Consider the following 20,611-nt stretch of genomic DNA (forward strand, 5'->3'; position numbering starts at 1 on the left):
TTTCTATAGTTTGTCCGGTACGGAAAGGTCATTAGGGAAAAGGCGCGGCCCGAGCCAGCGGGTGACGTAGACAAGTGCAACGAGTACGGGTACTTCAATAAGTGGTCCAATCGTTCCCGCAAGTGCTTGCTGGGACAATGGGCCGAAGGTGCCAATCGCAACCGCAATTGCCAACTCGAAGTTATTTCCGGCGGCCGTAAAGGCAATCGATGCGGAGGTTGCGTAGTTCATGCCCGCGGCCTTGGCCGAAGTGAGAGCGATCGCGAACATGGCGAGGAAGTAGATCACTAGTGGTAGTGCCACTTTCGCAACGGTCCAGGGATTCTCAAGAATCTGCTGTGACTGAAGCGCAAAGAGCAACACGATTGTGTATAGAAGGCCGGCAAGTGCCAATGGTGAGATTTTGGGCAAGTACTCATTTTCATACCAGTCGCGACCACGGGTGCGTTCACCAATTATGCGTGATGCCGCGCCAGCCAGAAGCGGAATACCGAGGAATACCACTACAGATAGTGCGATTGCCCAAAAAGAAAAGGTGGCGGAAGTGGTTTCCAGTCCCAACCAGGAGGGCAGAATCTGCAGGTAGAACCACCCTAGAGCGCCGAACATGAAAATTTGAAATAGCGAGTTGACGGCCACCAATACGGCAGCGACTTCAGTATCGCCGCAAGATAGGTCGTTCCAGACCAAAACCATTGCAATGCAGCGGGCGAGACCGACGATGATCACGCCAGTGCGCAGTTCTGGACTATCACTGAGGAATATCCAGGCAAGGGTGAACATCAGTGCGGGGCCGAGAATCCAATTGAGGAAGACTGTGATGCCCATCAGCTTCCTTGATGTCAAAATTTTGCCCGTTTTGTCGTATCGAACCTTTGCGAGCGGTGGGTACATCATGACCAGCAATCCGATGGCGATTGGTACGGAAATTGTCGTAATTTTTGCCTCTGCCAGCCAGTTCACAAGTGACGGTGCAATTTTGCCCAGAATGAGGCCAATTGCCATTGCAGCTGCAATCCATAGCGGCAAGAAGCGGTCTAGGAAGCTGAGTGACTTTGTAGTCTGTGTCATAGTTTCCGGTGTAATCAATATATCGATGATTGTCAATATATTTAGAGGGGAGGCCGTGTAGCCTCAACGGGTATGGACGAAATCTCAGAATGCTGTGCACTTGGCGGTCGGCCTCTCGACGCGGCGGAAGCGCAGGCTGCGGCAACGCTCTTCAAAGCGCTGGCGCAACCGGCGCGCCTGCAAATTTTGTCTCAGCTCGCTGCCGCTGGCTGTAGTCCGATGACCGTAGGGGAGCTGGCCGCTGTTTCTGGGCTTAGTCAGCCGACGGTGTCGCATCATTTAAAGACCATGGCGGATGCCGGGCTGCTAACTAGGTCTAAGAGTGGACGGGTGGTAACCCATGAGGTACGCCCTGAGGTATTTGCTGAGCTGCGACGTATCCTGGATATCGGTCACGCGGACGGGAGATAGTGAGCCGCTCGTCGCAAATTGCGATAGGTTGGAAAACCCTGTTTACCCGCCCAGGCGCTTGACGACGGCGTCGTGAAGCACCCCATTCGTCGCAACTGCGTCCCCGCCGTGCGGCCCGTCGACTCCCACTAGGGAAGTGAAGTGGCCGCCAGCTTCCTCCACCAGGATCGCAAGCGCTGCCAGGTCCCACAGGGAAACCTCCGGCTCTGCGGCGACATCGACCGCACCCTCGGCTACCAGGCAGTAGGAGAAGAAGTCGCCATAGCCACGCAGGCGCCAGGCGTCATCGGTGAGACCGATGAAGTTGTCGCGCAGGTCGCGCTCGGCCCAGCCGGTGAGCGAAGAGTTGGAAATTGAGCAGTCCGCGATGTCTGCCACCTTCGAGACCTCAATGCGGCGCTGAGCGGCTTCCCGGCCACCGACGTGGGTGCGCTTGAATGCGCCGTCGCCCTTGGATGCCCACCAGCGACGGCCCAGTGCTGGGGCAGAGACTACGCCGACAACCGGCTTGCCGTCCTCCAGCAGGGCAATCAAGGTGGCCCAGACCGGGACATTGCGCACGAAGTTCTTGGTGCCGTCGATGGGGTCGATGACCCACTGACGGCCCTCAAACACAGCTTCGCCGCCGAATTCTTCGCCGAGAACTTCATCGCTCGGGCGCTTGTCCGACAGAATCTCGCGGAGCAGCTTCTCGCACGCGATATCGGCATCGGAGACCGGAGTCAGGTCGGGCTTGGACTCGACGATTAGATTGGCCGCCTCGAAGCGGGACATCGTGAGGTCGTCGGCTGCGTCGGCAAGCGAGAGTGCGAGGGCGAGATCTTCGGAGTAAGAGGTGGTCATGGCCGAAATTCTAGCGCAGAACCTCACGTAACTCTGCGACCTGGCCACTCGAGCCCGCGAGCTTCCAGCGCCCCACCGACGTGCCTTCGCCGCCTGCGCCCGTAATAAGCGCATATCCAGGCAGCCAGTCCCAAGCCGCGACGTCGCGCTGGAACCATACGCCGATGCGACCGTCGGCCACGCCGGCCATATCCACCGACGCTGAGCCCAGCATGCGCCAGGTAGCGCTGCGGGACACTGCATCCAACCAGGACTTTGTGGCGCTGACCTCGGATTCCTCGCTCGAGTTCACCACCGTGGTGTGGAGGTAGGTCGCTGCGCAGACTTCCGAAAGCGGGTGGTCAGTGACCCGGAGATCGTCAACAGTGCCGTCAATGTTGATACGAGTGGTCGGGAGACTGGGGCCACCAATCCAGCTTTCGCCCGTGGCCGGACGGTGCACCGCGCCGAGGATGACCTCGTCCGGATTGTTCGCATCGCCCATAACCAGCGCCAATGCGCTGCACCAGTAGTCCGAACCAGTGGTGAAGTTGTAGGTGCCATCGACGGGGTCAATCACCCACGTGCGACCAGACTGGGACTCCTTCGCCGATCCTTCCTCGCCAAGAATGCCGTCCTCCGGGCGGAGCGCGGCCAAAGCCTCGACGACGAACTTTTCCGCTGCGCGGTCGGCCGCGGTGACGACGTCGGAAATCGATGTCTTGTACTCCGTGACCAGGCCTTCGTCGCGCATGCGAGCAGCAATGGCGGCGGCACGCTTCACAATGGCAACCGCAACACTGGTATCCGATGCCACAATCGACTCGGATACTTGGGAGAGAAAGAGTTCTAGGTCTCGGCTGGAATCTTGGCTGGCGGTGGATTCAGACATACGTCCTATTGTGCACCGAAACAGGAGGTATAGCTAAGGTAGTACCCGTGAACCCGGATCTGAATGCTGACCTCAAAGAACTCGACGCGACGCTGACCACCATTGAGAAGGTGGTCGATGTCGACGAGCTTTCCGACCGGATCAGGGAGTTGGAAGCCCAGGCCGCCGACCCGTCGCTGTGGGATGACCCCGACCACGCGCAGCAGGTCACCAGCGCACTGTCGCAGGCGCAGGCGAAGAAGAAAAAGATTGACTCGCTGCGCGGGCGCCTCGACGATCTCTCCGTGATGTACGAACTCGCGGAAGAGGAGGGCGACCCCGACGCCGTCGAGATGGCCGATGCCGAACGCGCTGAGCTGCGTGCCGACATCGAATCCCTCGAGGTCACGACGATGCTTTCGGGGCCTTACGACGAGCGCGAGGCGGTCATCAACATCCGCTCCGGTGCCGGTGGCGTGGATGCCGCTGACTGGGCCGAGATGCTCATGCGCATGTACCTGCGCTGGGCCGACAAGCACGGGCATAAGGTCGAGGTTTACGACACGTCCTACGCTGAAGAGGCCGGTATTAAGTCCGCTACTTTCGTCGTCCATGGCGAGTACATGTACGGCACCCTCTCGGTCGAACAGGGCGCGCACCGTCTGGTTCGTATTAGTCCTTTCGACAACCAGGGGCGCCGCCAGACCTCCTTCGCTGAGGTCGAGGTGCTGCCGGTTGTGGAGGAAACGGATCACATCGACATCCCCGAGTCAGATTTGCGTATCGACGTCTACCGCTCCTCCGGCCCAGGTGGGCAGTCGGTGAATACCACGGACTCCGCGGTCCGGCTTACGCACGTCCCGACCGGCATCGTGGTGACTTGCCAGAACGAGAAGTCCCAGCACCAGAACAAGGCATCTGCCATGCGAGTTCTGCAGGCGAAGTTGCTGGAGAAGAAGCGCCAGGAAGAGCGCGCGGAGCTGGATGCTCTCGGCGCAGGCGGCAATGCCTCGTGGGGTAACCAGATGCGCTCCTATGTGCTGCACCCGTACCAGATGGTTAAGGACCTGCGCACCGAGTACGAAGTCAACAACCCACAGTCGGTCCTCGACGGTGACCTCGACGGTTTCATCGAGGCTGGTATTCGCTGGCGCATGGCTCAGCAGTCCGAAGGGGAGTAACGCTAGAACGGCGGTTCGTCTTCGGGCGCTTCCGGTGCCTCGGGTGTTTCCGGTGTTTCCTGTGTTTCCGGCGTGGTGGGCTCGTCGGCTTCTCCGTTTCTCTCGTTTTTGTTTATTCCCAGTTCTTCGCGAGCCTGATTTGTCAGCTCCTGTGATTCGCGGAGGTTTTCCAACCTCTGCTCGTTGTACTCCTTGAGTGTCTGTGCTTTCTTTGTCTTGCGCAGGTCGAAAGAGTAGCGACCGTGGCCGGAGAGCGGTCCTGATTCTGTGCTGATAAGCGCAGCTTTTTCGGTGCTTTGATCAGTGACGGAGGTCCAGTACTCCACGCCGTCGATATCGCGCACGACATTCCAAAGACCGGCCGTTTTTAGATTGTGATGGCGGCGGCATAGGCAATGGAGGTTGGGCGTTTCGGTTTGGCCACCTTCTTCGGGATTCTCGTGGTTATACGGCTGAATGTGGTCGATGTCGCACTTCGTTGCATCGACATCGCATCCGGGAAAGCGGCAGGTGCCGTCTCTACCTTGGACGTAAGTCCGCTGTCGCTCTGTTGGTGAGTACTTTTCCGCTTTCTCATCAGCTAGTAGCCGGATGCTAGTGACCCGGTCGAGCCAGGATTCAGTAGCGATTTTGTTGATCCACCCCAGACCGCCAATCCATGCCTCCTGTGGCTTGTCTTGAGTAAGTGGGCAGTACAGATTCAACGTGGCGGTGACCTGAGCAGTTCCGTGCAGAAGGTGTGAAAAAGCCTCGACGAAGTCGCAGTCCTGATCAGCGGTAATTTCTTCCAAGACCTTCTGAAACTCAATTGCCCGCTCAGGCATCAGTTCCATGGTGACTTCAGTGAGGTTGTCCTTTGACTCGAACTTTATAGATTCGCCAGCTTTTTGCTCGATGCCTTTTTGAAACGAAGTAATCGGCGGGTCGTACTCATTTTTAGGGCGCAATAGCGGGCTGACTTCATTAATAAATCGCTGAATATTCTGTTGAAGACTCCGAACCCCGCGAAGAACTTCACCATTGACTCTCGGCGTGATCAGTTCGAGGAGATGGTCTTCGAAATATTTCACAGCAGAGGCGTCATCCAAGGGGAGGATGGCTGTGGCAATGACCCGCATGTGGGGAAGCGGTAGCTGTGCGCGTTTGAGCAGAAGCTCTTTCAACCGCGGGAGCCGCTCTAGCTGCATCCCGATATCGATGTACTGGAGTGTTCTCCCGCGCGACATGCCAAGAGCTGGAGCGATTTTGGCGATGTAATCTTCGACATCTTTTGTTGAAGAAGAGGGAACACAAGCAAGGGCAAGCTGCAGGTCAGCTCGATTACGGTCAATTCCAAGACGTGCTGGTGCTGTTTGAGAAATCTCATGGTGAAAGCGTGGCGCTGTTGCTTCCATCGCCGCAGCGTAAGTGCGTTTCCGTGGTATATGTTCCCCGCTGGCCATTGTTGAATCCCCCTGAAAGATAAGGCCTGGACGTTGAAATGTTGAAATAAGGAAGAGGTAGAGAAAGTATTTTCGACTAACTCTGAGTGTCAATTTTCCGAGCTGTAAGCAGCTCGGCGACGTTATTTGGTGTATTCAATCCTCGCGTTTAATCTTTCATGGCTCATTTTAATCGAACATGTAGGCGAAGTAAAGGGAGATTTGAAGATTTTTTGGAAAATAATTTCGAATACTGCCGTAGTGTGCACTTCTGTGTGGTCACGCGGTCTGGGGGGGGGCAACGCCACTTAGCCCCACAGCCTCGCTATTCCAGTGCCCAATTCCATGCATTCCAGAGTGACTTGAGTGGCTTAAGTGATTAGAGTGTCTATCTATGATCACTTTCGACGGGGTTACCAAGTCCTATTCGACTTCTAGCCGACCAGCTCTCGACGGCGTTTCAGTCCACATAGATAAAGGTGAGTTTGTCTTTCTCATTGGACCGTCGGGCTCTGGTAAGTCGACATTCCTGCGCCTTATGGTGCGTGAAGAGAAAGTGGATTCAGGAAAACTGACGGTCGCAGGTCAGGATCTGACCAAGATTTCTCGCCGCAACATCCCGAAATTGCGCCAAAAGGTAGGGTACGTCTTCCAGGACTTCCGCCTGCTGCCAAAGAAGACCGTGTACGAAAATGTCGCGTTCGCATTGCAGGTAATTGGCAAGCCGAAGGCGAGAATCGACAAGGCAGTTCCGGAAACGCTCGAAATGGTCGGGCTCTCGGGCAAGGAAAATCGCTACCCGCACGAGTTGTCGGGTGGTGAACAGCAGCGCGTCGCCATCGCTCGCGCCTTCGTCAACCGCCCGCTCATCTTGCTTGCCGACGAGCCCACCGGCAACCTCGACCCAAGCACTTCCGGTGACATCATGCTCCTGCTTGACCGCATCAATCGCATGGGCACGACCGTTATTGTGTCGACTCACGACAACGATGCCGTGGACTCCATGCGTCGCCGCGTGCTGGAGCTGGAGCTGGGGCGTCTCGTGCGTGACGACGCCACGGGTGTTTACGGCCTGAACAACTAGCAGACAGTCCATCGGTAGAAGAACTCATTCGAAAGGTATTACTGACCTATGAAGACTCGCTTTGTCCTCGGTGAGGCTTTCTCCTCCTTGGGCCGAAACATCACGATGACCATCGCGATGATTATTACGACTGCGGTGTCGTTGGCGCTGCTTGCGACGGGCATCCTGGTTACTGAGCAGACCAGCCGCACGAAGGATCTCTATCTCGATCGCGTAGAAGTGCAGATTGAGCTGGATGAACAAATCTCCGCCGAAGACCAAACTTGCTCCTCGCCGGAGTGCGCTGACGTCGTCGGCAAGCTTGAAGAGGCTGACGGCATTGATTCGGTGACCTTCCGAAATCGTCAGCAAAACTTTGACCACTTCGTGGAGATGTTCAAGGACAGTGACCCCGTGCTCGTGGAAAATGCGACGCCGGAGTCGCTGCCGGCTGTCGTGATGGTGCGTCTGAGCGACCCGACCGATGTCAGCCCGCTCGATCCGATTCGGGAGCTGCCCCAGGTCGACCACGTTACTGACCAGCATGAAGAGATCGGTACTGCAGCTCAGAACCTGGACTCGGTGCGAAATGCGACCTTCCTGCTAGCGGCGGTGCAGGCCGTTGCCGCGGTGTTCCTGATTGCGAACATGGTGCAGATTGCGGCGTTCTCGCGTCGTAAGGAAGTTGAGATTATGCGCATGGTCGGTGCCAGCCGCTGGTTCACGCAGGCGCCGTTCGTCCTCGAGGCTGTGATTGCGTCGCTGATTGGTGGTGTGCTGGCTATCGGTGCGCTGTTCCTGGGCAAGGCGACGGTCATCGATCCGGCGCTGAGCAACCTGTACAAGGCACAGCTCCTGGCGCCGCTGACCAACGGCGATATTGGCGTAGTGGCGCCAATTGTGGTGGTTATCGGTATGGTCTTTGCTGGGCTTGTTGCACAGGTCACGCTGCGTCTTTACTCACGTGACTAGGGTTGCAAAAAGGTTAGCGATTAGGCCCCGCGGTTAAACCCGGCGAATAGGGTCGTCGCGCCCTGCCGGGTAAACTGTGGACTATGAATAATGACGACGTCCAGCGCCCACCGAAGCTCGACAAGAAGGCTTATGAGGCCGAGCTCAAAAAGCTCCAGGCAGAGCTCGTCGAAATGCAGCAGTGGGTGGTAGAAACCGGTGCCCGAATTGTCATCGTGATGGAGGGGCGTGACGCTGCCGGCAAGGGGTCGGCCATTAAGCGCATCACGCAGTACCTGAACCCCCGTACCTGTCGTATTGAGGCCCTGCCGGCTCCGACTAGCCGTGAGCAGGGTCAGTGGTACTTCCAGCGTTACGTCGAAAAGCTGCCGACTGCTGGTGAAATCGTGATTTTCGACCGCTCCTGGTACAACCGTGCCGGCGTTGAGCGTGTCATGGGCTTCTGCACTTCGCAGGAGTACCGTCGCTTCCTGCATCAAGCGCCGATTTTTGAGCGTCTGCTGGTCGAAGACGGCATTATCCTGCGTAAGTACTGGTTCTCTGTGTCGGACGAGGAGCAGGTTGCCCGCTTCAAGTCCCGTCGTGAGGATCCACTGCGCCGCTGGAAGCTCTCGCCGATGGATCTGGAGTCCATCACCCGCTGGGAGGATTACTCCCGTGCAAAGGATGAGATGTTCATCCACACCGATATCCCGTCCGCACCGTGGTTCACGGTTGAGTCTGAGGACAAGAAGCGTTCGCGTATCAATGTCATCAACCACCTGTTGACGACCATTCCGTACGAGCGCATTCAGCGCGATGTTCCGGAAATCCCGGAGCGTCCGGAGTCGGAGGGAAGCTACGAGCGTCCGCCGCGCACGGAGTTCCGCTATGTGCCGGACGTTGCCGCCAATCTCGAGGCTGACCGCGTAAAGGGCGCAGGCAAGTCCGATAAGAAGGGCAAGAAGCACAAGAAGGACAAAAAGGACAAGAAGAGCAAGAAGAAGTAGCTCCTTAGTCTCAGTGAGGTTCTGGTCGTCAGAACCTTCGCAGCAGAACCTTCCCGTCAGAACCTTTCCCTGGTTAGTTATCTGTGTCACACTGGGTGGCATGACTGCTACTGATAACGGTTCTGGCACTGCACGCACCGAGGTCGATGAGCCGAAGGTGCTGCGAGAAGTCCACGGGCGATCTGGTCACCTTCGGTTGAACAGGCCGAAGGCACTTAATTCGCTCGATTTAGATATGGTCACCGAGGTCGTCGAGGGGCTCCGCGCATGGCGTGACGACGACTCGGTGGATCACATTGTTGTTTCATCCGGTCACCCCAAGGCGTTTTGTGCCGGTGGTGACGTGCGCGCAGTTCGGCAGGCTGTGCTCGATGGTGTTCCGGAGCAGGGGGAGAAGTTCTTCCGGGACGAGTACGAGATGAACGCGATGATTGCGGAATTTGCGCAGTCCAAACCATATATCGCGATTATTGATGGCATCGCTATGGGTGGTGGCCTGGGAGTTTCCATGCACGGCTCCCACCGAATCGTGACTGAGCGAGCCAGCGCCTCCATGCCAGAAATGGCAATCGGCTTTGTTCCCGATGTGGGCATTACCTATTTTTCGCAGCATGTGAACACTCAGTTGGGCGGCCCCTCGCCCGCGATTGCTCGGTTTGCAGGACTGACCGGTTACCGCCTAACTGCGGCGGACATGCTGTGGGCTGGATGGGCAACGCATGCGGTGCCATCCGCGCAACTGGACGAGTTCGTCGCGGCACTGGACCGAGACGGAATTGATTCGGCGCTTGCGGAGTATGCGCTCGATGTGGACTCGGCTGAGGCTCGTGAGCTGCTCGGTGAGCCGCAGCTGGCCGAGTGGAGCGATTGCATCGAGGCCTGCTTCGGCGCTGATAGCTGGTTGGAGATTGAGCGTGCTCTCAACGAAGCCGCTGAGGCTGGCTCCTGTGCGTCGTCAACAGTGGAGACCTTCCGCGATCTGCTGGCACCCGCCAACCCGGAGAGTCTCGTGGCGGCAGCGGAGCTCTATGCAGCGAACGCGGGTCCGGGGGTTACGCTGCAGGAGGCTCTGAACCGGGAGATGAAGCTCGGCGCTTACATGCGTCAGCACCCCAATTTTGCCGAAGGCGTGCGGGCGGTTTTGGTGGACAAGGACCGCGACGCCACCTTCAAGCCCGCCTCCGTTCAGGAGGTCGATGTCGAGGGGATTCGTCAGCACCTGAGCTAAATAAAACTGTGACGGCCAGTCGTCGGCGCGAAATCATCGGCAATCATGGCCGCCAATTCGAGATAACTCTGGGTGGTGGCGGGCTGGAGATTGTCCAGCTCGATATTGGCACCATTCGCGATATGCGGATCGTAGGGGATGACCTGTACTGCGCGGCAGCGCTGGGCAAATAACTCGTGCACGGTCTCTGTGGACAGTCCCTGTTTATTTAGCTCGTTGACCACCACGACAGTGGTAGAGACCAGCCGTTCGAAGCCGTGCGCTGAAAGCCAGTCCAATGTCGTCCAGGCGCTTTTCACGCCGTCCAGTGCAGGCGTGGTGACCAGCACCAGACAATTGGCCGCAGACAGAATCGAAGCGGAGATGGGCTGCGTCAGGCCGGTACCGCAGTCTGTCAGACTCACGTTGTAATGCCGCCGAAGGATGTCGAGGGCCGCGCAGTATTCGCCGTCGGAAAGCGCGATCGTCGATGTCGGATTTTGGTCGCTGCCGACAACCTCCAGCCGTGACGGCGTGTGTGATGTATATGCGCGGACCTGCGCGTATTTGTCCGTATCCGGGGCTCGGAGCAGATCGCGAATAGATGCGGGATTGGCTGCGGTGACGCGTGCACCGAGGGTGCCAAAGTCCGGATTCGCGTCGATTGCGACGATTCGGTCACTGCGCAGGCTTGCAAGCGTGGCGCCCAGGCACATGGTTGTCGACGTCTTGCCGACGCCACCTTTCACGCTGACAACAGCGATGTTGTAGTCACCGTAGATAGGCTGTCGCACCCGCTCTATCAGCTCGCGTTGCTTGCGTGCCGACGATGATTCCCGCGGCGAAATTGCGCCCCAGGTGGCCTTATGAACCCAGCTGCGCCAGCCCGACTGTGGTGCCTGCCGTGAGTTCAGGCTAACCGCCAAGTCTGAGACGGAAACTGCGTGAGTGACTGCGTGTTTGGTGGAAGTCATAGACTTCATCCCCTCCCCAAAATTCCCCAAAGTTTATCCCCGCCGTTGTTTTTACCATGCGGCCAGGACCACGGCGAGCCCAAAGACAGCATCGAGAATTCCGACCTGTTTGGGTGTCCACGGCTTAGCGCGGCGAGCACCGGAGATTGGCATGGCAAAAGACCTGATGAGAAGCCCAATGGCGACAATGGGCACACTGATGCTGATGAGGTCCCGGTCGTGGAGGAGGAGCCACCCGATGATGGCCGCGGCGGTAATGAGGACGTGGTACGTGACCGAGCCGATGAGCCACCGGCGGTTGCCGCGTTTGCGAATCATTGTTTTTACATAGGGCACGGTGCCGACGAAATATCCAGCGTAGATAGCCGCAATTGCCCAGGCTTTCGGGGAGGGGCCGGCGATGATAGGCACCATGAGGCTAGCGGCCAAAACGGTGGAGACGCCAGAGAGAAGTGAGCGCGGTCGGCGGCGGTAGGTTTCCCAAATAGCGATAGCGGCAAGAGGGGCGATGAGGGTGACCCAGGTGAGAAGGGAAACGTCGGCAAGCAGAGTGATGCAGCCAGCGACGGCGGTGAGCGCGGTGTATGTGGCGGCGGGTGTCAGGTGGCGGCGTTGGCGACGAGAGCGGAGCCAGACGCTGACGGCGAAGAATGCGAAGTAGCCGAGCAGCCAGGTCGCGGTGACGGCAAGGCCTGTCCATGTGGGGTTGAGGGCGAGAGCGGTCAGCGGGGGAATGGTGACCATGAACCAGGCGCCGTGCTGGTCCGGAACCCAGCCAGCGGAGCGCTTGGAGCGGGAGCGGCGGGCAGGGCGGGAAGGGCGGGAAGGGCGTGGTTGGCGGGACTTTTGGCTCATACTGCGCATTATAGATGTGTAATTATGGTGGGGATGTATTAGAACCTCATTGAATAAAATGCACATGCGCGCAAGGCGACAGTGCTAACGTTGAACTCGCATTCTCAGGGCGAGGTGAAATTCCTCACCGGTGGTGATGCTGCGGCTGACGCAGACAAGTCCACGAGCGCCCTACCTGTGGTCAGAAGGGTCATCAGGTAGGGGACAAGCAGATTTCGGTTGGAATCCGAAACCGACGGTCATAGTCCGGATGAAAGAGAAGGAGTTGAATAATTCGTGGAATACGTGTCGGATTTTTTGGTGGGTTTTCTCACTGCACAGCTCAGTGTGGCGGGAGCACCAATCTTAATTCGAGAAATTGTCGGTAACCTCTTTGGCCTCGCGTGTGCCTTCCTAGGTATGAAACGCAAGGTATGGGCTTGGCCGGTCGGCATTATCGGAAATGCCTTGCTGTTTACCGTCTTCCTCGGCGGAGTTTTCCACACGCCGCAAAATCTTGATCTCTATGGCCAGGCTGGGCGTCAGGTCATGTTTATCGTCATCAGTCTCTACGGGTGGTTCAGCTGGGTCAAGAGCCGCAATCAGAGCGGTGATGAGGTCGCAATTGAGCCGCGGTGGGCGACGGCAACGGAACGCATTGGGATGATTGCCGTGGCTATCTTCGCCACAGTGATCTGTGCCAATGTCTTTGAGATGCTGGGCTCGTGGGGGCCATGGGCCGATGCCTGGATTTTCGTCGGTTCGATGCTAGCGACCTGGGGCATGGCCCGCGGCTGGAACGAATTCTGGCTGATCTGGATTGCCGTTGACGCCGTGGGAGTGCCGTTGCTGCTCAAGGGTGGCTACTACCCGTCGGCAGCGCTGTACCTCTTCTACGGATGCTTCGTTATTTGGGGCTTTGTCTCCTGGGTTCGACTCGAGCACCAGCACGACAATAACCAGCAGAAGAGCTCCGAGACCGACCAAGTACCGGCTTTGGCAGCAGTCGAGCGGTAGGATAGTCCAGGTGAGCTTCCGACCAGATAACTCCCGTACCAACCGCGCCCATCAAGCCGAAGAGCGTGCCCGCAGTCTCGTGCAGGACGTCCTCGACCGCGAGGAGCGGGTACGCAACAATCTGGCCAGCGCTGATGTCGACCCGTGGACGATGCGTTTCGTCGTCGATGAGTCGATTTCTGAGGGCGCAATCATCACCTGGCGCAATGAGGCCACTCGTGCCCGCCGCATCATGCGCCGCTACGACATTCAACGGGGCTACCGCGAGAAGTTGCGCGAAGTTGAAAAGCGCATCGATGCCATGTTGCACCTCGCGGAGTCGCTGGAGGAGTCGTGGGACGCCGCTGCACACGCTTCAAAGAGGCTTTCCGACGCGGAGGCCCGCGATGTTGCCGCCTTTGAGCGTGAGCGCGAGCGGCAAAATGACGCGGCAGAGACTAAGCGTCAGCGCGAGGAGAAGGTCCGCAAGTTCCGTCGGAAAGCGGAAAACATTGCTACCGACGCGTGGGACGCGGGCCGTGACGCGCTGGAGAAGCTGCCGCCGCTGTCGTCTTCGCTGAAGGACATCGCGGCTAAGTTCCGTTCGCGGGGCTCGGAGGAGGAACCGCGCGAGGTACGGCGGGCAACAGCCCGCGACCTGCGCAAGGAGCCCCCGCTGCCGGAGGACTAGCGCTCCTCAGCTTTAGCTGCCTGGACTACCTCAACGAGCTTGGAAATCTCCTCGTGAGAGGGGCGGATATCCGGATGCGTGCGACAGTAGTCCAGCAACAAATAGCCAGCCGTGCGAATGCGACGATGGCCGTCCCAGTGCGGAGCGGCGATTTTGGGGTCGTTGGTGGCCAAAGACGAGATGGCCTGGCGCTCGCTGAGCAGCTCGTACTGGAGGTCGCGACGAATATCGAGTGCCTGATTCGGAGTGCCGGTTAGCAGCGCGCCGAGAAGAGCACCCATCTGTCGATAGCAGCGCGGAATATGACGCAGGTAGTGCTTCTCAATGCTCTCGGTCGGCCAGAAGTGCAGGACAGCGAGAGCCAGCGCGCAGGCGATACCGACTTCCAAAACACGATCGGTCACAATCGGTGCGAGCTCGCCAGCGACATTTCCGCCCAGCAGCAGCGCCAGCGGAGTGGTGACGATCGTCGTCAGCGCATAGTTCTTCACCACGAGAATCTCCGCGCCGAATTGGCAGGCTGCAAGCGCGATAAGTAGCGTCCAGCTGTCCAGGCCAAAGGAAAAGAGCAGCGCATAGAGGAAAATGCCGATAATCGAGCCGACCATGCGGTGAATCCCTCGGATCGAACCAGCGGTGCGGTCGGGACCCCACTGCAGAGTCATCAATGCGCTGACCACCGCCCAGTCAGGCCGGTCGAGACCGACAAGCACGCTGATGAGACCAGCTAAGCCACCGGTAATAGCAACCTTTGCCGCAGTCATCGACGCATGGGAATAGCGATCGAAAGAGCGGAAGATTCGGTAACTCACGCTTGGTCGCGCGAGTGGAATGGTTGTCTGCGTCTCGTCGAAGAGGTTAGGCGTGTCCACGATGTCCACAGCGCTGCCGTGCACGCCCAAGCGTGTGCGGATAGCAATCAGCCGCTGATGAGCAGCAATGACACGGTTGACCAGTTCCGTGTGGGAGGGCTTAACGATTTTGCTGCCACGGATGATGCCTGCGTCGGCAAGCGATTCCCATGCGTCGGTGAGTGCAGTTTGCGCCTGGTGATGAACGGCGAACGATGTCGAGTCTGACTTTTCCATCGCGTCGATGGCTGATTCAAGGGATTCGACAGCCGCCATCTCGGGGCCATGCGGATTCCACAACCGCGGTGCCATGCCGATGACTATCGCGGAAAGCACGCCAACGGTAGCCCACATGGCGGTTTCCACCGGGTTGAAGCCGAGGCGGGCGATCATTGTTGTGCCGCCGGAGACCATCACAATGAAGAATGAACCTGGCGGTGGCAGGCGCAGTGCGTTTTGAATAAAAGCGCCGATGGTGGCCAACGCCGTGGTAAAAAGTGCGATGAGCAGCAGCCATAGATTGCTGCCGCCGGAAGCGATCTCACTGTGGACCACCGAGCCGACAAAACTGCCGGACATAACTCCGGCGATCAAGCATAGCCCGGCGATGGCCATCACGCGCAGACGGCTGCGGTAGGGGTGGCCTTCGCCATAGATGACCACGCAACCACCAGCGGCGATAAGGAGCATCTCCGAGCCATGTCCGGTGAGAAGTGCCACGGCACCCGGCAGGAATAGCGCGAGTGCTGCGCGGAGGGCACCTGGCCATCTCTGCGCACGGGAGTGGAAGGCAGTAAAAAGCTGCCATGCACTTGGTTGTGGAGGAAGCTCAACCGTTTGGCTCAATGTTGGTGAAATCTCCTTAAAACTCTAGTCCGCGACCAGCGTCTCGAGCGTGAACTCCGGGTGCTCCTTCTCAATGAAGGACAGCTTCCACTTGTCCCCGAAGAGCGCGATGAGGGCGCCGTCGGAACGCGTGAAGATCTCCACGCCGCGCTGCTTTGCCAGCTCAGGCGCGGTCTCTTCGTCCGTGCGGCGGGCGACGGAGTAGGGGATCGGCTCGGCGATGGTCTCGACGTTGTACTCGTTTTCCATGCGTGCCATCATGACCTCGAACTGCATCGGGCCGACCGCGGCCATCACCGGGGCGGCATCGCCGCGGGCATCGTTGCGCAGAATCTGCACCACGCCCTCGGCATCGAGCTGATCGACAGCCTTACGGAACTGCTTGTACTTGCCCAGGCTCTTGGCGCGCAGAGTGCGGAAGTGCTCGGGCGCGAACTGCGGCATCGGCTTGAATTGAACCTTGCGGCCCTCGTAGATCGTGTCACCCGGCGCCAGTGAACCCGCATTGACCAGGCCGACAATGTCGCCCGGGTAAGCCGTCTCCACAGTCGAACGTGTCCGGCCGAAAACGGTCAAAGCATACTTTGTGGAGAAAGTACGTCCCGACTGCGCATGCGTGACCTGCATGCCGCGGTCAAACTCGCCAGAGACAACGCGCATGAAGGCCAGCTTGTCGCGGTGGTGCGTATCCATACCCGCCTGCACCTTGAACACGACGCCCGAAAAATCATCCGTCGGCTCGCGCTTTTCGACGATAGCCCCTTGGCCGCCAGCCGCCGCAGCGGCAACTGCAGCCGGGTCGGACTCGCGGGCGCCAGGTGCCGGAGCCAGCTCGCAGAGAGTGTCCAGGATCTGGTGGACACCCCAGTTCAGCATGGCGGAGGCGAAAATCACCGGAGAGGTATCGCCAGCGAGGTACATCTCCTGGTCGTGGTCAGCGCTATCGGCGGAGAGCAGTTCGGACTCCTCGGCTGCCGTCTCCCAGGCGTCGCCCTGCTCTGCGGCGGCCTCATCTGGGGTGAGGTGACGCTCAGCGGCAATAGTGGCGCCACCGGCAGTGCGCTCGAAGCCGATGAACTGCTTGGCTTCGCCGTCCTCACCACGCTCCAGCAGACCGCGGAAGTCGCCGGCCTCACCGACTGGCCAGTACAGCGGAGTCGGCTGCAGGCCAATCTCCGCGACAATCTCATCCATCAACTCCAGGGGAGCCTTACCCGGGCGGTCCCACTTGTTGATGACGGTGACGATGGGAATTCCGTTGGACTTACAAACCCGGAACAGCTTCAACGTCTGAGGCTCGAGACCCTTGGCACCGTCGACAAGCATGACAGCGGCGTCGACAGCGGTGAGCACACGGTAGGTGTCCTCGGAGAAATCAGCGTGACCAGGCGTATCGACGAGATTGATCATGTACGGCTCGCCGTCGTGCCCCTCTGGCTGGTACTCGAACTGCAGCGCGGAAGAGGCAATCGAGATGCCGCGATCCTTCTCCATGTCCATCCAGTCGGACACAGTCGACTTGCGGCCGGCCTTGCCGTGGACAGCACCGGCTTCGTTAATGACATGAGCATGCAGCGCCAGCGCCTCGGTGAGCGTGGACTTACCGGCATCCGGGTGTGCGATGACGGCGAATGTGCGGCGGCGTGCGGCTTCTTCGGCGAGAGTGGTCACAGGGAAACTACGCTTTCCTTAAAAAGAAAATCGGAATAAGGGAATCGGGTTCAACCTTTCTAACTTACCGCTCCAGTGGGGTAAGGGGTCAATTGCAGTTAGAGGTTGAACAGCTCGCGCAGCGTCGTGATGACGCCTTCCTCCGCGTTCGACGGTGCGATGTCGGTGGCGCGGCGTTTGATTTCCGGGTGACCGTTGGACATGGCAAACGAACGGCCTGCGTGGTCGATGAGCTCGAGATCATTCAGGTAGTCAACGAAGCAGACAGTTTCGGCAGGAGAGACACCTAGGGCCTCCTGCAGGGCGGCGAGTGCCGTGCCCTTGTTGGTGTTGGCATCGATGAGGTCGACCCAGTGGGCACCGGAGACTACCGCGCGCAAGTGCGAGCTTTGGGAACGCAGGTAATCGGCCGATTCCTCTTCGACGGAGTAAGGATCAAAGGCGGCAATTTTGACGATGCCGTCCTCGGCGGCAGCGGCGATGACATCATCGACCTTCTGCAGCTTCAGGTAGTACTTGGCGGCCTCGTTGAACTGCAGCTGCTGAACTTCCTCCGGAATATTGAAATGCGGCGGGAAAAACTCCACGTATGCGCTGGCAGCGCCGCAGATAATAACCGACAGGGGAGTACGGCCCGCCGCCACACGGTTGTCGTTGAACTGGCGGATCGCGTGTACCAACTGAGTGACGATGTCGTGGTCGATACTGGTAACCGAAACCACCTCGCCCGCATCCGCGACATAGTTGCCGTTTTCCGCAATGATTGGGATGCGGTGTGCAATGGGGGCGAACTGGTCGGCCAGAGTTGCGTACTGGCGGCCCGACGCGGGAGCGAAGTGGACACCGCGGTCGAGCAGCTCCGTGACTACCGGCCAAAAGGACTCCGGGATTTCCTTGTCTTCATTTAGTAGAGTCCCGTCCATATCCGTGACTACAAGGCGGTATGGCGGCTGGGCGGGAGATTGCTGCTGGATATCCAGGGGTTCCGTCATGGCTCTTATTCTAACGGGTAAGTAGGGTTCAATTTTCTTCCTTGAGGTGTCTCCCGGTGTCTCCCCCGATTGGGTGAAAGCTGGGCCACAATACGGGGTACCCAGTTGAGGGCGATAGCCGGTGAATAGCGTGTGCGGGGTATTTTGAGGGGGAACTCATACTCATTTAAGCCAGGAGGATTTATGTCGGATTCGGCCCCCATCAAGCGCAATGACTGGAATGAGCGCATCAGCCTTGCAGAGCAGATGATCCCCCTCCTGGGACAACTGCGCCGCAACAATGATGTCGTGACTTCAATCTTCGGCCGCCGACTGGAAAACGTTACCGAGACCGGCATCATTAAGTCGCACCGCTACGCCCGTCGCATCACCTCGCAGGAGCTGCCCCTGAGTCAGACCCTGCCGATTCTGCAGGAACTGGTGAAGATGGATCTCGGCACCGCCTCCATTGACCTGGGCGCCCTGGCTACCAGCTTCGAAGAGGAAGGCGGCGATCTGCGCGCATTCCTCGAGCGTGAGCTTGCCGACGTCATCGGTGCCGGGACACAGACCCCGAAGACCGACATTGTCCTCTACGGTTTCGGCCGCATCGGCCGTCTGCTGGCTCGCATTCTGCTGGCTCGTGAGGCACTGTTCAACGGCCCGCGCCTGCGCGCTATTGTGGTTCGCCAGAATGGTGAGGACGACATTGTCAAGCGTGCTTCGCTGCTGCGCCGTGACTCCGTCCACGGTGCATTCGACGGCACCATCTCGGTTGACCGCGAAAACAACATTATTTGGGCAAATGGCACCCCGATTCAGGTCATTTACTCCAATGACCCGGCAACTGTTGACTACACCGCCTACGACATTAACGATGCGATTGTCATCGACAACACCGGTCGTTGGCGTGACCGCGAGGGACTGTCACAGCACCTTCAGTCCAAGGGTGTTTCCAAGGTTCTGCTTACCGCGCCGGGCAAGGGCGATGTGAAGAACATCGTCTACGGAATCAACCACAACATCATCGAGGAATCTGACAACATTTTGTCGGCAGCTTCGTGTACTACCAACGGCATCACCCCGGTGCTGAAGGTCGTCAATGACAAGTGGGGTGTCGAGTTCGGTCACGTCGAGACCGTCCACTCCTTCACCAATGACCAGAACCTGATTGACAACTTCCACAAGGGTTCCCGCCGTGGTCGCGCAGCCACCCTGAACATGGTTCTCACTGAGACTGGTGCCGCAAAGGCCGTCGCCAAGGCTCTGCCGGAGTTCGAGGGCAAGCTGACCGGTAACGCCATCCGCGTTCCCACCCCGGACGTTTCCATGGCGGTGCTGAACCTGACCCTCGACACTGAGGTCGACCGCGACGAAGTCAACAACTACCTGCGTGAGGTTTCCCTCAAGTCCGTTCTGCGCCAGCAGATTGACTACATCCACTCCCCGGAAGTGGTTTCCACCGACTTCGTCGGCTCCACCCATGCTGGCATCGTCGATGGTCTGGCTACCATCGCCAACGGTAAGCACCTGGTGCTCTACGTCTGGTACGACAACGAGTTCGGTTACTCCAACCAGGTCATCCGCATTGCTGAGGAGATCGCAGGCGCTCGTCCGCGGGTCTACCCGAAGCGCAAGCACATCGACGAGCTCTAAGGCGGCGGACCTGAGCTTGAGCTGCTGAGCCCTCGAACGCCCTCTTCCCCCCCCCTCCAAAACCACGGGGGTTGAGGCGCTCGTCGACGTGCCGGACGGGGCGGAGAGATTTTCCTGTCCATCGACGACGACCTGGATTCCGCGTATGAGCCGTTCGAGTTGGTGAGGATTGTGAACCTGCCGGAACTGGGCGACGAGGATCTGGTTTTCGGCCTCCAGTTCCGGGCCTCCGGCGACATCGAGCACCGGCGGGGGATGAAGATCCGGGAAAGTGATTTCGGGATCGTCGAATACGGCTCGGCGGAAGTGGCCCTGTTCGGCGTCTAGGTGACGGCCGCCACTCGGTCCCGATCCGCGTGGGGGGCCCTATGTGGATTGTCAACAGTCAGGCGGGACTTTCACGTACATCGTATGGGGGTGTAGCCGTGACTGATCGCCGGTCCGCATCGTGCGGGCCGGCGGTGATCAGCGCAGCGGCCTACGCAGCCGTGGCGATGTTTCTAGCAGGGATTTCTCGGAAGAACTCACGCCGAGTCAACAGGGCATAGATGACGTTGCAGCGGCTCCGGGCAAGCCGCATCACCGCGGCATTGTGCTTCTGTCCTTCAGTCCGTTTACGCAGGTAGTAGTCGCGCGATGCAGGATGGCAGTTCGACGCGATCCACGCCGATTGAAACATCGCGTTTTACAACTGTTTATTGCCGGCCCTGGTGGGAAACTCGCCGCGGACCGACGTACCCGACTGCCGGGTGGTCGGCGCGATGCCGGCGTAAGCGGCCAAGTGCGCGGCGTCGGCGAAGTCCTGGCAATCGCCGATGGACAACACGATGTTAGAGGCGGTCTTGATGCCTACGCCGGGCATCGACATCAAGACCTGGGCAAGAGGGAACGATTCAAGCATCTCCTCGACTTGTCCGGCAATCGTGTCGCGCTGTGCTTGAAGCGCTTTGATGTTCGCCGCCAGCTGGGGAATGACCAATTCTGCTGCCGCAGTGCCGGGTACCGTGACAGTTCGCTCGGCAAGGGCGGCGAAAAATGCGTCAACCAGGGCAGCAGGGGCCTTCTTGGCGCGGTTGCGCATCCACTTCAGGACCCGGCCTCGACCTGCGGCGG

General features: G+C 58.9%; 20 protein-coding genes and 1 riboswitch. Of the genes, 10 read left to right on the forward strand and 10 right to left on the reverse strand.

Annotated elements, in window-relative coordinates; translation table 11 throughout:
* Positions 1-3 precede the first annotated feature (3 nt).
* Positions 4-1,071: an ACR3 family arsenite efflux transporter gene (gene arsB, locus HMPREF2849_RS10590; RefSeq protein ID WP_049172185.1), complete on the reverse strand. Its 1,068-nt coding sequence runs from the start codon at positions 1,069-1,071 to the stop codon at positions 4-6.
* A 72-nt stretch (positions 1,072-1,143) separates the two neighbouring features.
* Between arsB and HMPREF2849_RS10595 the strand changes: the two genes are divergently transcribed.
* Positions 1,144-1,482 carry an ArsR/SmtB family transcription factor gene (locus tag HMPREF2849_RS10595; RefSeq protein WP_016423238.1) on the forward strand — a complete coding sequence of 113 codons (339 nt, stop codon included), beginning with the start codon at positions 1,144-1,146 and terminating at the stop codon, positions 1,480-1,482.
* 42 nt (positions 1,483-1,524) lie between these two features.
* Here the strand turns inward: HMPREF2849_RS10595 and hisN are convergent, their stop codons facing one another.
* Both hisN and HMPREF2849_RS10605 read right to left on the reverse strand, forming a co-directional pair.
* Positions 1,525-2,325, reverse strand: coding sequence for a histidinol-phosphatase (gene hisN, locus HMPREF2849_RS10600; RefSeq protein WP_049172187.1), 801 nt, complete (start codon positions 2,323-2,325; stop codon positions 1,525-1,527).
* 10 nt (positions 2,326-2,335) lie between these two features.
* Entirely contained in the window at positions 2,336-3,196 is an 861-nt protein-coding gene (locus HMPREF2849_RS10605) for an inositol monophosphatase family protein (RefSeq protein ID WP_070862986.1), read from the reverse strand.
* A gap of 47 nt (positions 3,197-3,243) precedes the next feature.
* On the opposite strand from HMPREF2849_RS10605, the gene prfB reads away from it, so the two are divergent.
* The gene (prfB, locus tag HMPREF2849_RS10610) at positions 3,244-4,356 is read left to right on the forward strand and encodes a peptide chain release factor 2 (RefSeq protein ID WP_038626269.1); all 1,113 of its coding nucleotides are present in this window, start codon (positions 3,244-3,246) and stop codon (positions 4,354-4,356) included.
* A 2-nt stretch (positions 4,357-4,358) separates the two neighbouring features.
* Here prfB and HMPREF2849_RS10615 read toward each other — a convergent pair whose 3' ends face one another.
* Entirely contained in the window at positions 4,359-5,750 is a 1,392-nt protein-coding gene (locus HMPREF2849_RS10615) for an HNH endonuclease signature motif containing protein (protein ID WP_246822158.1), read from the reverse strand.
* Between the two features lie 421 nt (positions 5,751-6,171).
* On the opposite strand from HMPREF2849_RS10615, the gene ftsE reads away from it, so the two are divergent.
* The 4 genes from ftsE (at position 6,172) to HMPREF2849_RS10635 (ending at position 10,029) form a co-directional block, all read left to right on the forward strand.
* Positions 6,172-6,861, forward strand: a complete 690-nt coding sequence (gene ftsE, locus HMPREF2849_RS10620; protein WP_070862988.1) for a cell division ATP-binding protein FtsE — start codon at positions 6,172-6,174, stop codon at positions 6,859-6,861.
* A 48-nt stretch (positions 6,862-6,909) separates the two neighbouring features.
* On the forward strand, positions 6,910-7,812 hold the full coding sequence (ftsX, locus tag HMPREF2849_RS10625) for a permease-like cell division protein FtsX (RefSeq protein ID WP_070862989.1): 903 nt from the start codon (positions 6,910-6,912) through the stop codon (positions 7,810-7,812).
* A gap of 83 nt (positions 7,813-7,895) precedes the next feature.
* Positions 7,896-8,801, forward strand: coding sequence for a polyphosphate kinase 2 (gene ppk2, locus HMPREF2849_RS10630; protein ID WP_048733906.1), 906 nt, complete (start codon positions 7,896-7,898; stop codon positions 8,799-8,801).
* Between the two features lie 100 nt (positions 8,802-8,901).
* Positions 8,902-10,029, forward strand: coding sequence for a 3-hydroxyisobutyryl-CoA hydrolase (locus tag HMPREF2849_RS10635; RefSeq protein ID WP_049181361.1), 1,128 nt, complete (start codon positions 8,902-8,904; stop codon positions 10,027-10,029).
* On the opposite strand, the gene HMPREF2849_RS10640 is transcribed toward HMPREF2849_RS10635, so the two are convergent.
* Both HMPREF2849_RS10640 and HMPREF2849_RS10645 read right to left on the reverse strand, forming a co-directional pair.
* Positions 10,026-10,982, reverse strand: a complete 957-nt coding sequence (locus HMPREF2849_RS10640; RefSeq protein WP_246822159.1) for a MinD/ParA family ATP-binding protein — start codon at positions 10,980-10,982, stop codon at positions 10,026-10,028. The two genes, HMPREF2849_RS10635 and HMPREF2849_RS10640, sit on opposite strands and share 4 nt — an antisense overlap.
* Positions 10,983-11,033: 51 nt before the next feature.
* Complete coding sequence (locus HMPREF2849_RS10645; protein ID WP_168168068.1) at positions 11,034-11,837, reverse strand: YwiC-like family protein; 804 nt, start codon at positions 11,835-11,837, stop codon at positions 11,034-11,036.
* Positions 11,838-11,933: 96 nt separating this feature from the next.
* Positions 11,934-12,103: riboswitch (FMN riboswitch) on the forward strand.
* Positions 12,104-12,113: 10 nt separating this feature from the next.
* Here HMPREF2849_RS10645 and pnuC point away from each other — a divergent pair.
* A complete protein-coding gene (gene pnuC, locus HMPREF2849_RS10650) occupies positions 12,114-12,833 on the forward strand; it encodes a nicotinamide riboside transporter PnuC (protein ID WP_070834110.1) in 720 nt (239 codons plus the stop codon).
* A 10-nt stretch (positions 12,834-12,843) separates the two neighbouring features.
* Positions 12,844-13,503 carry a hypothetical protein gene (locus HMPREF2849_RS10655; RefSeq protein WP_016423226.1) on the forward strand — a complete coding sequence of 220 codons (660 nt, stop codon included), beginning with the start codon at positions 12,844-12,846 and terminating at the stop codon, positions 13,501-13,503.
* Here HMPREF2849_RS10655 and HMPREF2849_RS10660 read toward each other — a convergent pair.
* The 3 genes from HMPREF2849_RS10660 to HMPREF2849_RS10670 form a co-directional block, all read right to left on the reverse strand.
* Positions 13,500-15,200, reverse strand: a complete 1,701-nt coding sequence (locus HMPREF2849_RS10660) for an FUSC family protein (RefSeq protein WP_049189553.1) — start codon at positions 15,198-15,200, stop codon at positions 13,500-13,502. The two genes, HMPREF2849_RS10655 and HMPREF2849_RS10660, sit on opposite strands and share 4 nt — an antisense overlap.
* Before the next feature lie 24 nt (positions 15,201-15,224).
* Positions 15,225-16,871, reverse strand: a complete 1,647-nt coding sequence (locus HMPREF2849_RS10665; RefSeq protein WP_048733924.1) for a peptide chain release factor 3 — start codon at positions 16,869-16,871, stop codon at positions 15,225-15,227.
* A gap of 98 nt (positions 16,872-16,969) precedes the next feature.
* A complete protein-coding gene (locus HMPREF2849_RS10670) occupies positions 16,970-17,863 on the reverse strand; it encodes a Cof-type HAD-IIB family hydrolase (protein WP_070545969.1) in 894 nt (297 codons plus the stop codon).
* 183 nt (positions 17,864-18,046) lie between these two features.
* Between HMPREF2849_RS10670 and HMPREF2849_RS10675 the strand changes: the two genes are divergently transcribed.
* Both HMPREF2849_RS10675 and HMPREF2849_RS10680 read left to right on the forward strand, forming a co-directional pair.
* A complete protein-coding gene (locus tag HMPREF2849_RS10675) occupies positions 18,047-19,498 on the forward strand; it encodes a glyceraldehyde-3-phosphate dehydrogenase (RefSeq protein ID WP_049172209.1) in 1,452 nt (483 codons plus the stop codon).
* A 171-nt stretch (positions 19,499-19,669) separates the two neighbouring features.
* Entirely contained in the window at positions 19,670-19,825 is a 156-nt protein-coding gene (locus tag HMPREF2849_RS10680; protein WP_210401351.1) for a hypothetical protein, read from the forward strand.
* A 358-nt stretch (positions 19,826-20,183) separates the two neighbouring features.
* Here HMPREF2849_RS10680 and HMPREF2849_RS10685 read toward each other — a convergent pair.
* The coding region (locus HMPREF2849_RS10685; protein WP_371440747.1) for a transposase at positions 20,184-20,611 on the reverse strand (428 nt) is incomplete at its 5' end.

Source organism: Corynebacterium sp. HMSC073B01, from assembly GCF_001838255.1.
Lineage (GTDB): Bacteria > Actinomycetota > Actinomycetes > Mycobacteriales > Mycobacteriaceae > Corynebacterium > Corynebacterium jeikeium_D.

Excerpts from the sequence above, each read along its gene's own strand:
- arsB (WP_049172185.1), bottom strand. The coding sequence starts at position 1,071 with ATGACACAGACTACAAAGTCACTCAGCTTCCTAGACCGCTTCTTGCCG.
- HMPREF2849_RS10595 (WP_016423238.1), top strand. The coding sequence starts at position 1,144 with ATGGACGAAATCTCAGAATGCTGTGCACTTGGCGGTCGGCCTCTCGAC.
- hisN (WP_049172187.1), bottom strand. The coding sequence starts at position 2,325 with ATGACCACCTCTTACTCCGAAGATCTCGCCCTCGCACTCTCGCTTGCC.
- HMPREF2849_RS10605 (WP_070862986.1), bottom strand. The coding sequence starts at position 3,196 with ATGTCTGAATCCACCGCCAGCCAAGATTCCAGCCGAGACCTAGAACTC.
- HMPREF2849_RS10615 (WP_246822158.1), bottom strand. The coding sequence starts at position 5,750 with ATGGAAGCAACAGCGCCACGCTTTCACCATGAGATTTCTCAAACAGCA.
- ftsE (WP_070862988.1), top strand. The coding sequence starts at position 6,172 with ATGATCACTTTCGACGGGGTTACCAAGTCCTATTCGACTTCTAGCCGA.
- ftsX (WP_070862989.1), top strand. The coding sequence starts at position 6,910 with ATGAAGACTCGCTTTGTCCTCGGTGAGGCTTTCTCCTCCTTGGGCCGA.
- ppk2 (WP_048733906.1), top strand. The coding sequence starts at position 7,896 with ATGAATAATGACGACGTCCAGCGCCCACCGAAGCTCGACAAGAAGGCT.
- HMPREF2849_RS10635 (WP_049181361.1), top strand. The coding sequence starts at position 8,902 with ATGACTGCTACTGATAACGGTTCTGGCACTGCACGCACCGAGGTCGAT.
- HMPREF2849_RS10640 (WP_246822159.1), bottom strand. The coding sequence starts at position 10,982 with ATGACTTCCACCAAACACGCAGTCACTCACGCAGTTTCCGTCTCAGAC.
- HMPREF2849_RS10645 (WP_168168068.1), bottom strand. The coding sequence starts at position 11,837 with ATGAGCCAAAAGTCCCGCCAACCACGCCCTTCCCGCCCTTCCCGCCCT.
- HMPREF2849_RS10670 (WP_070545969.1), bottom strand. The coding sequence starts at position 17,863 with ATGACGGAACCCCTGGATATCCAGCAGCAATCTCCCGCCCAGCCGCCA.
- HMPREF2849_RS10675 (WP_049172209.1), top strand. The coding sequence starts at position 18,047 with ATGTCGGATTCGGCCCCCATCAAGCGCAATGACTGGAATGAGCGCATC.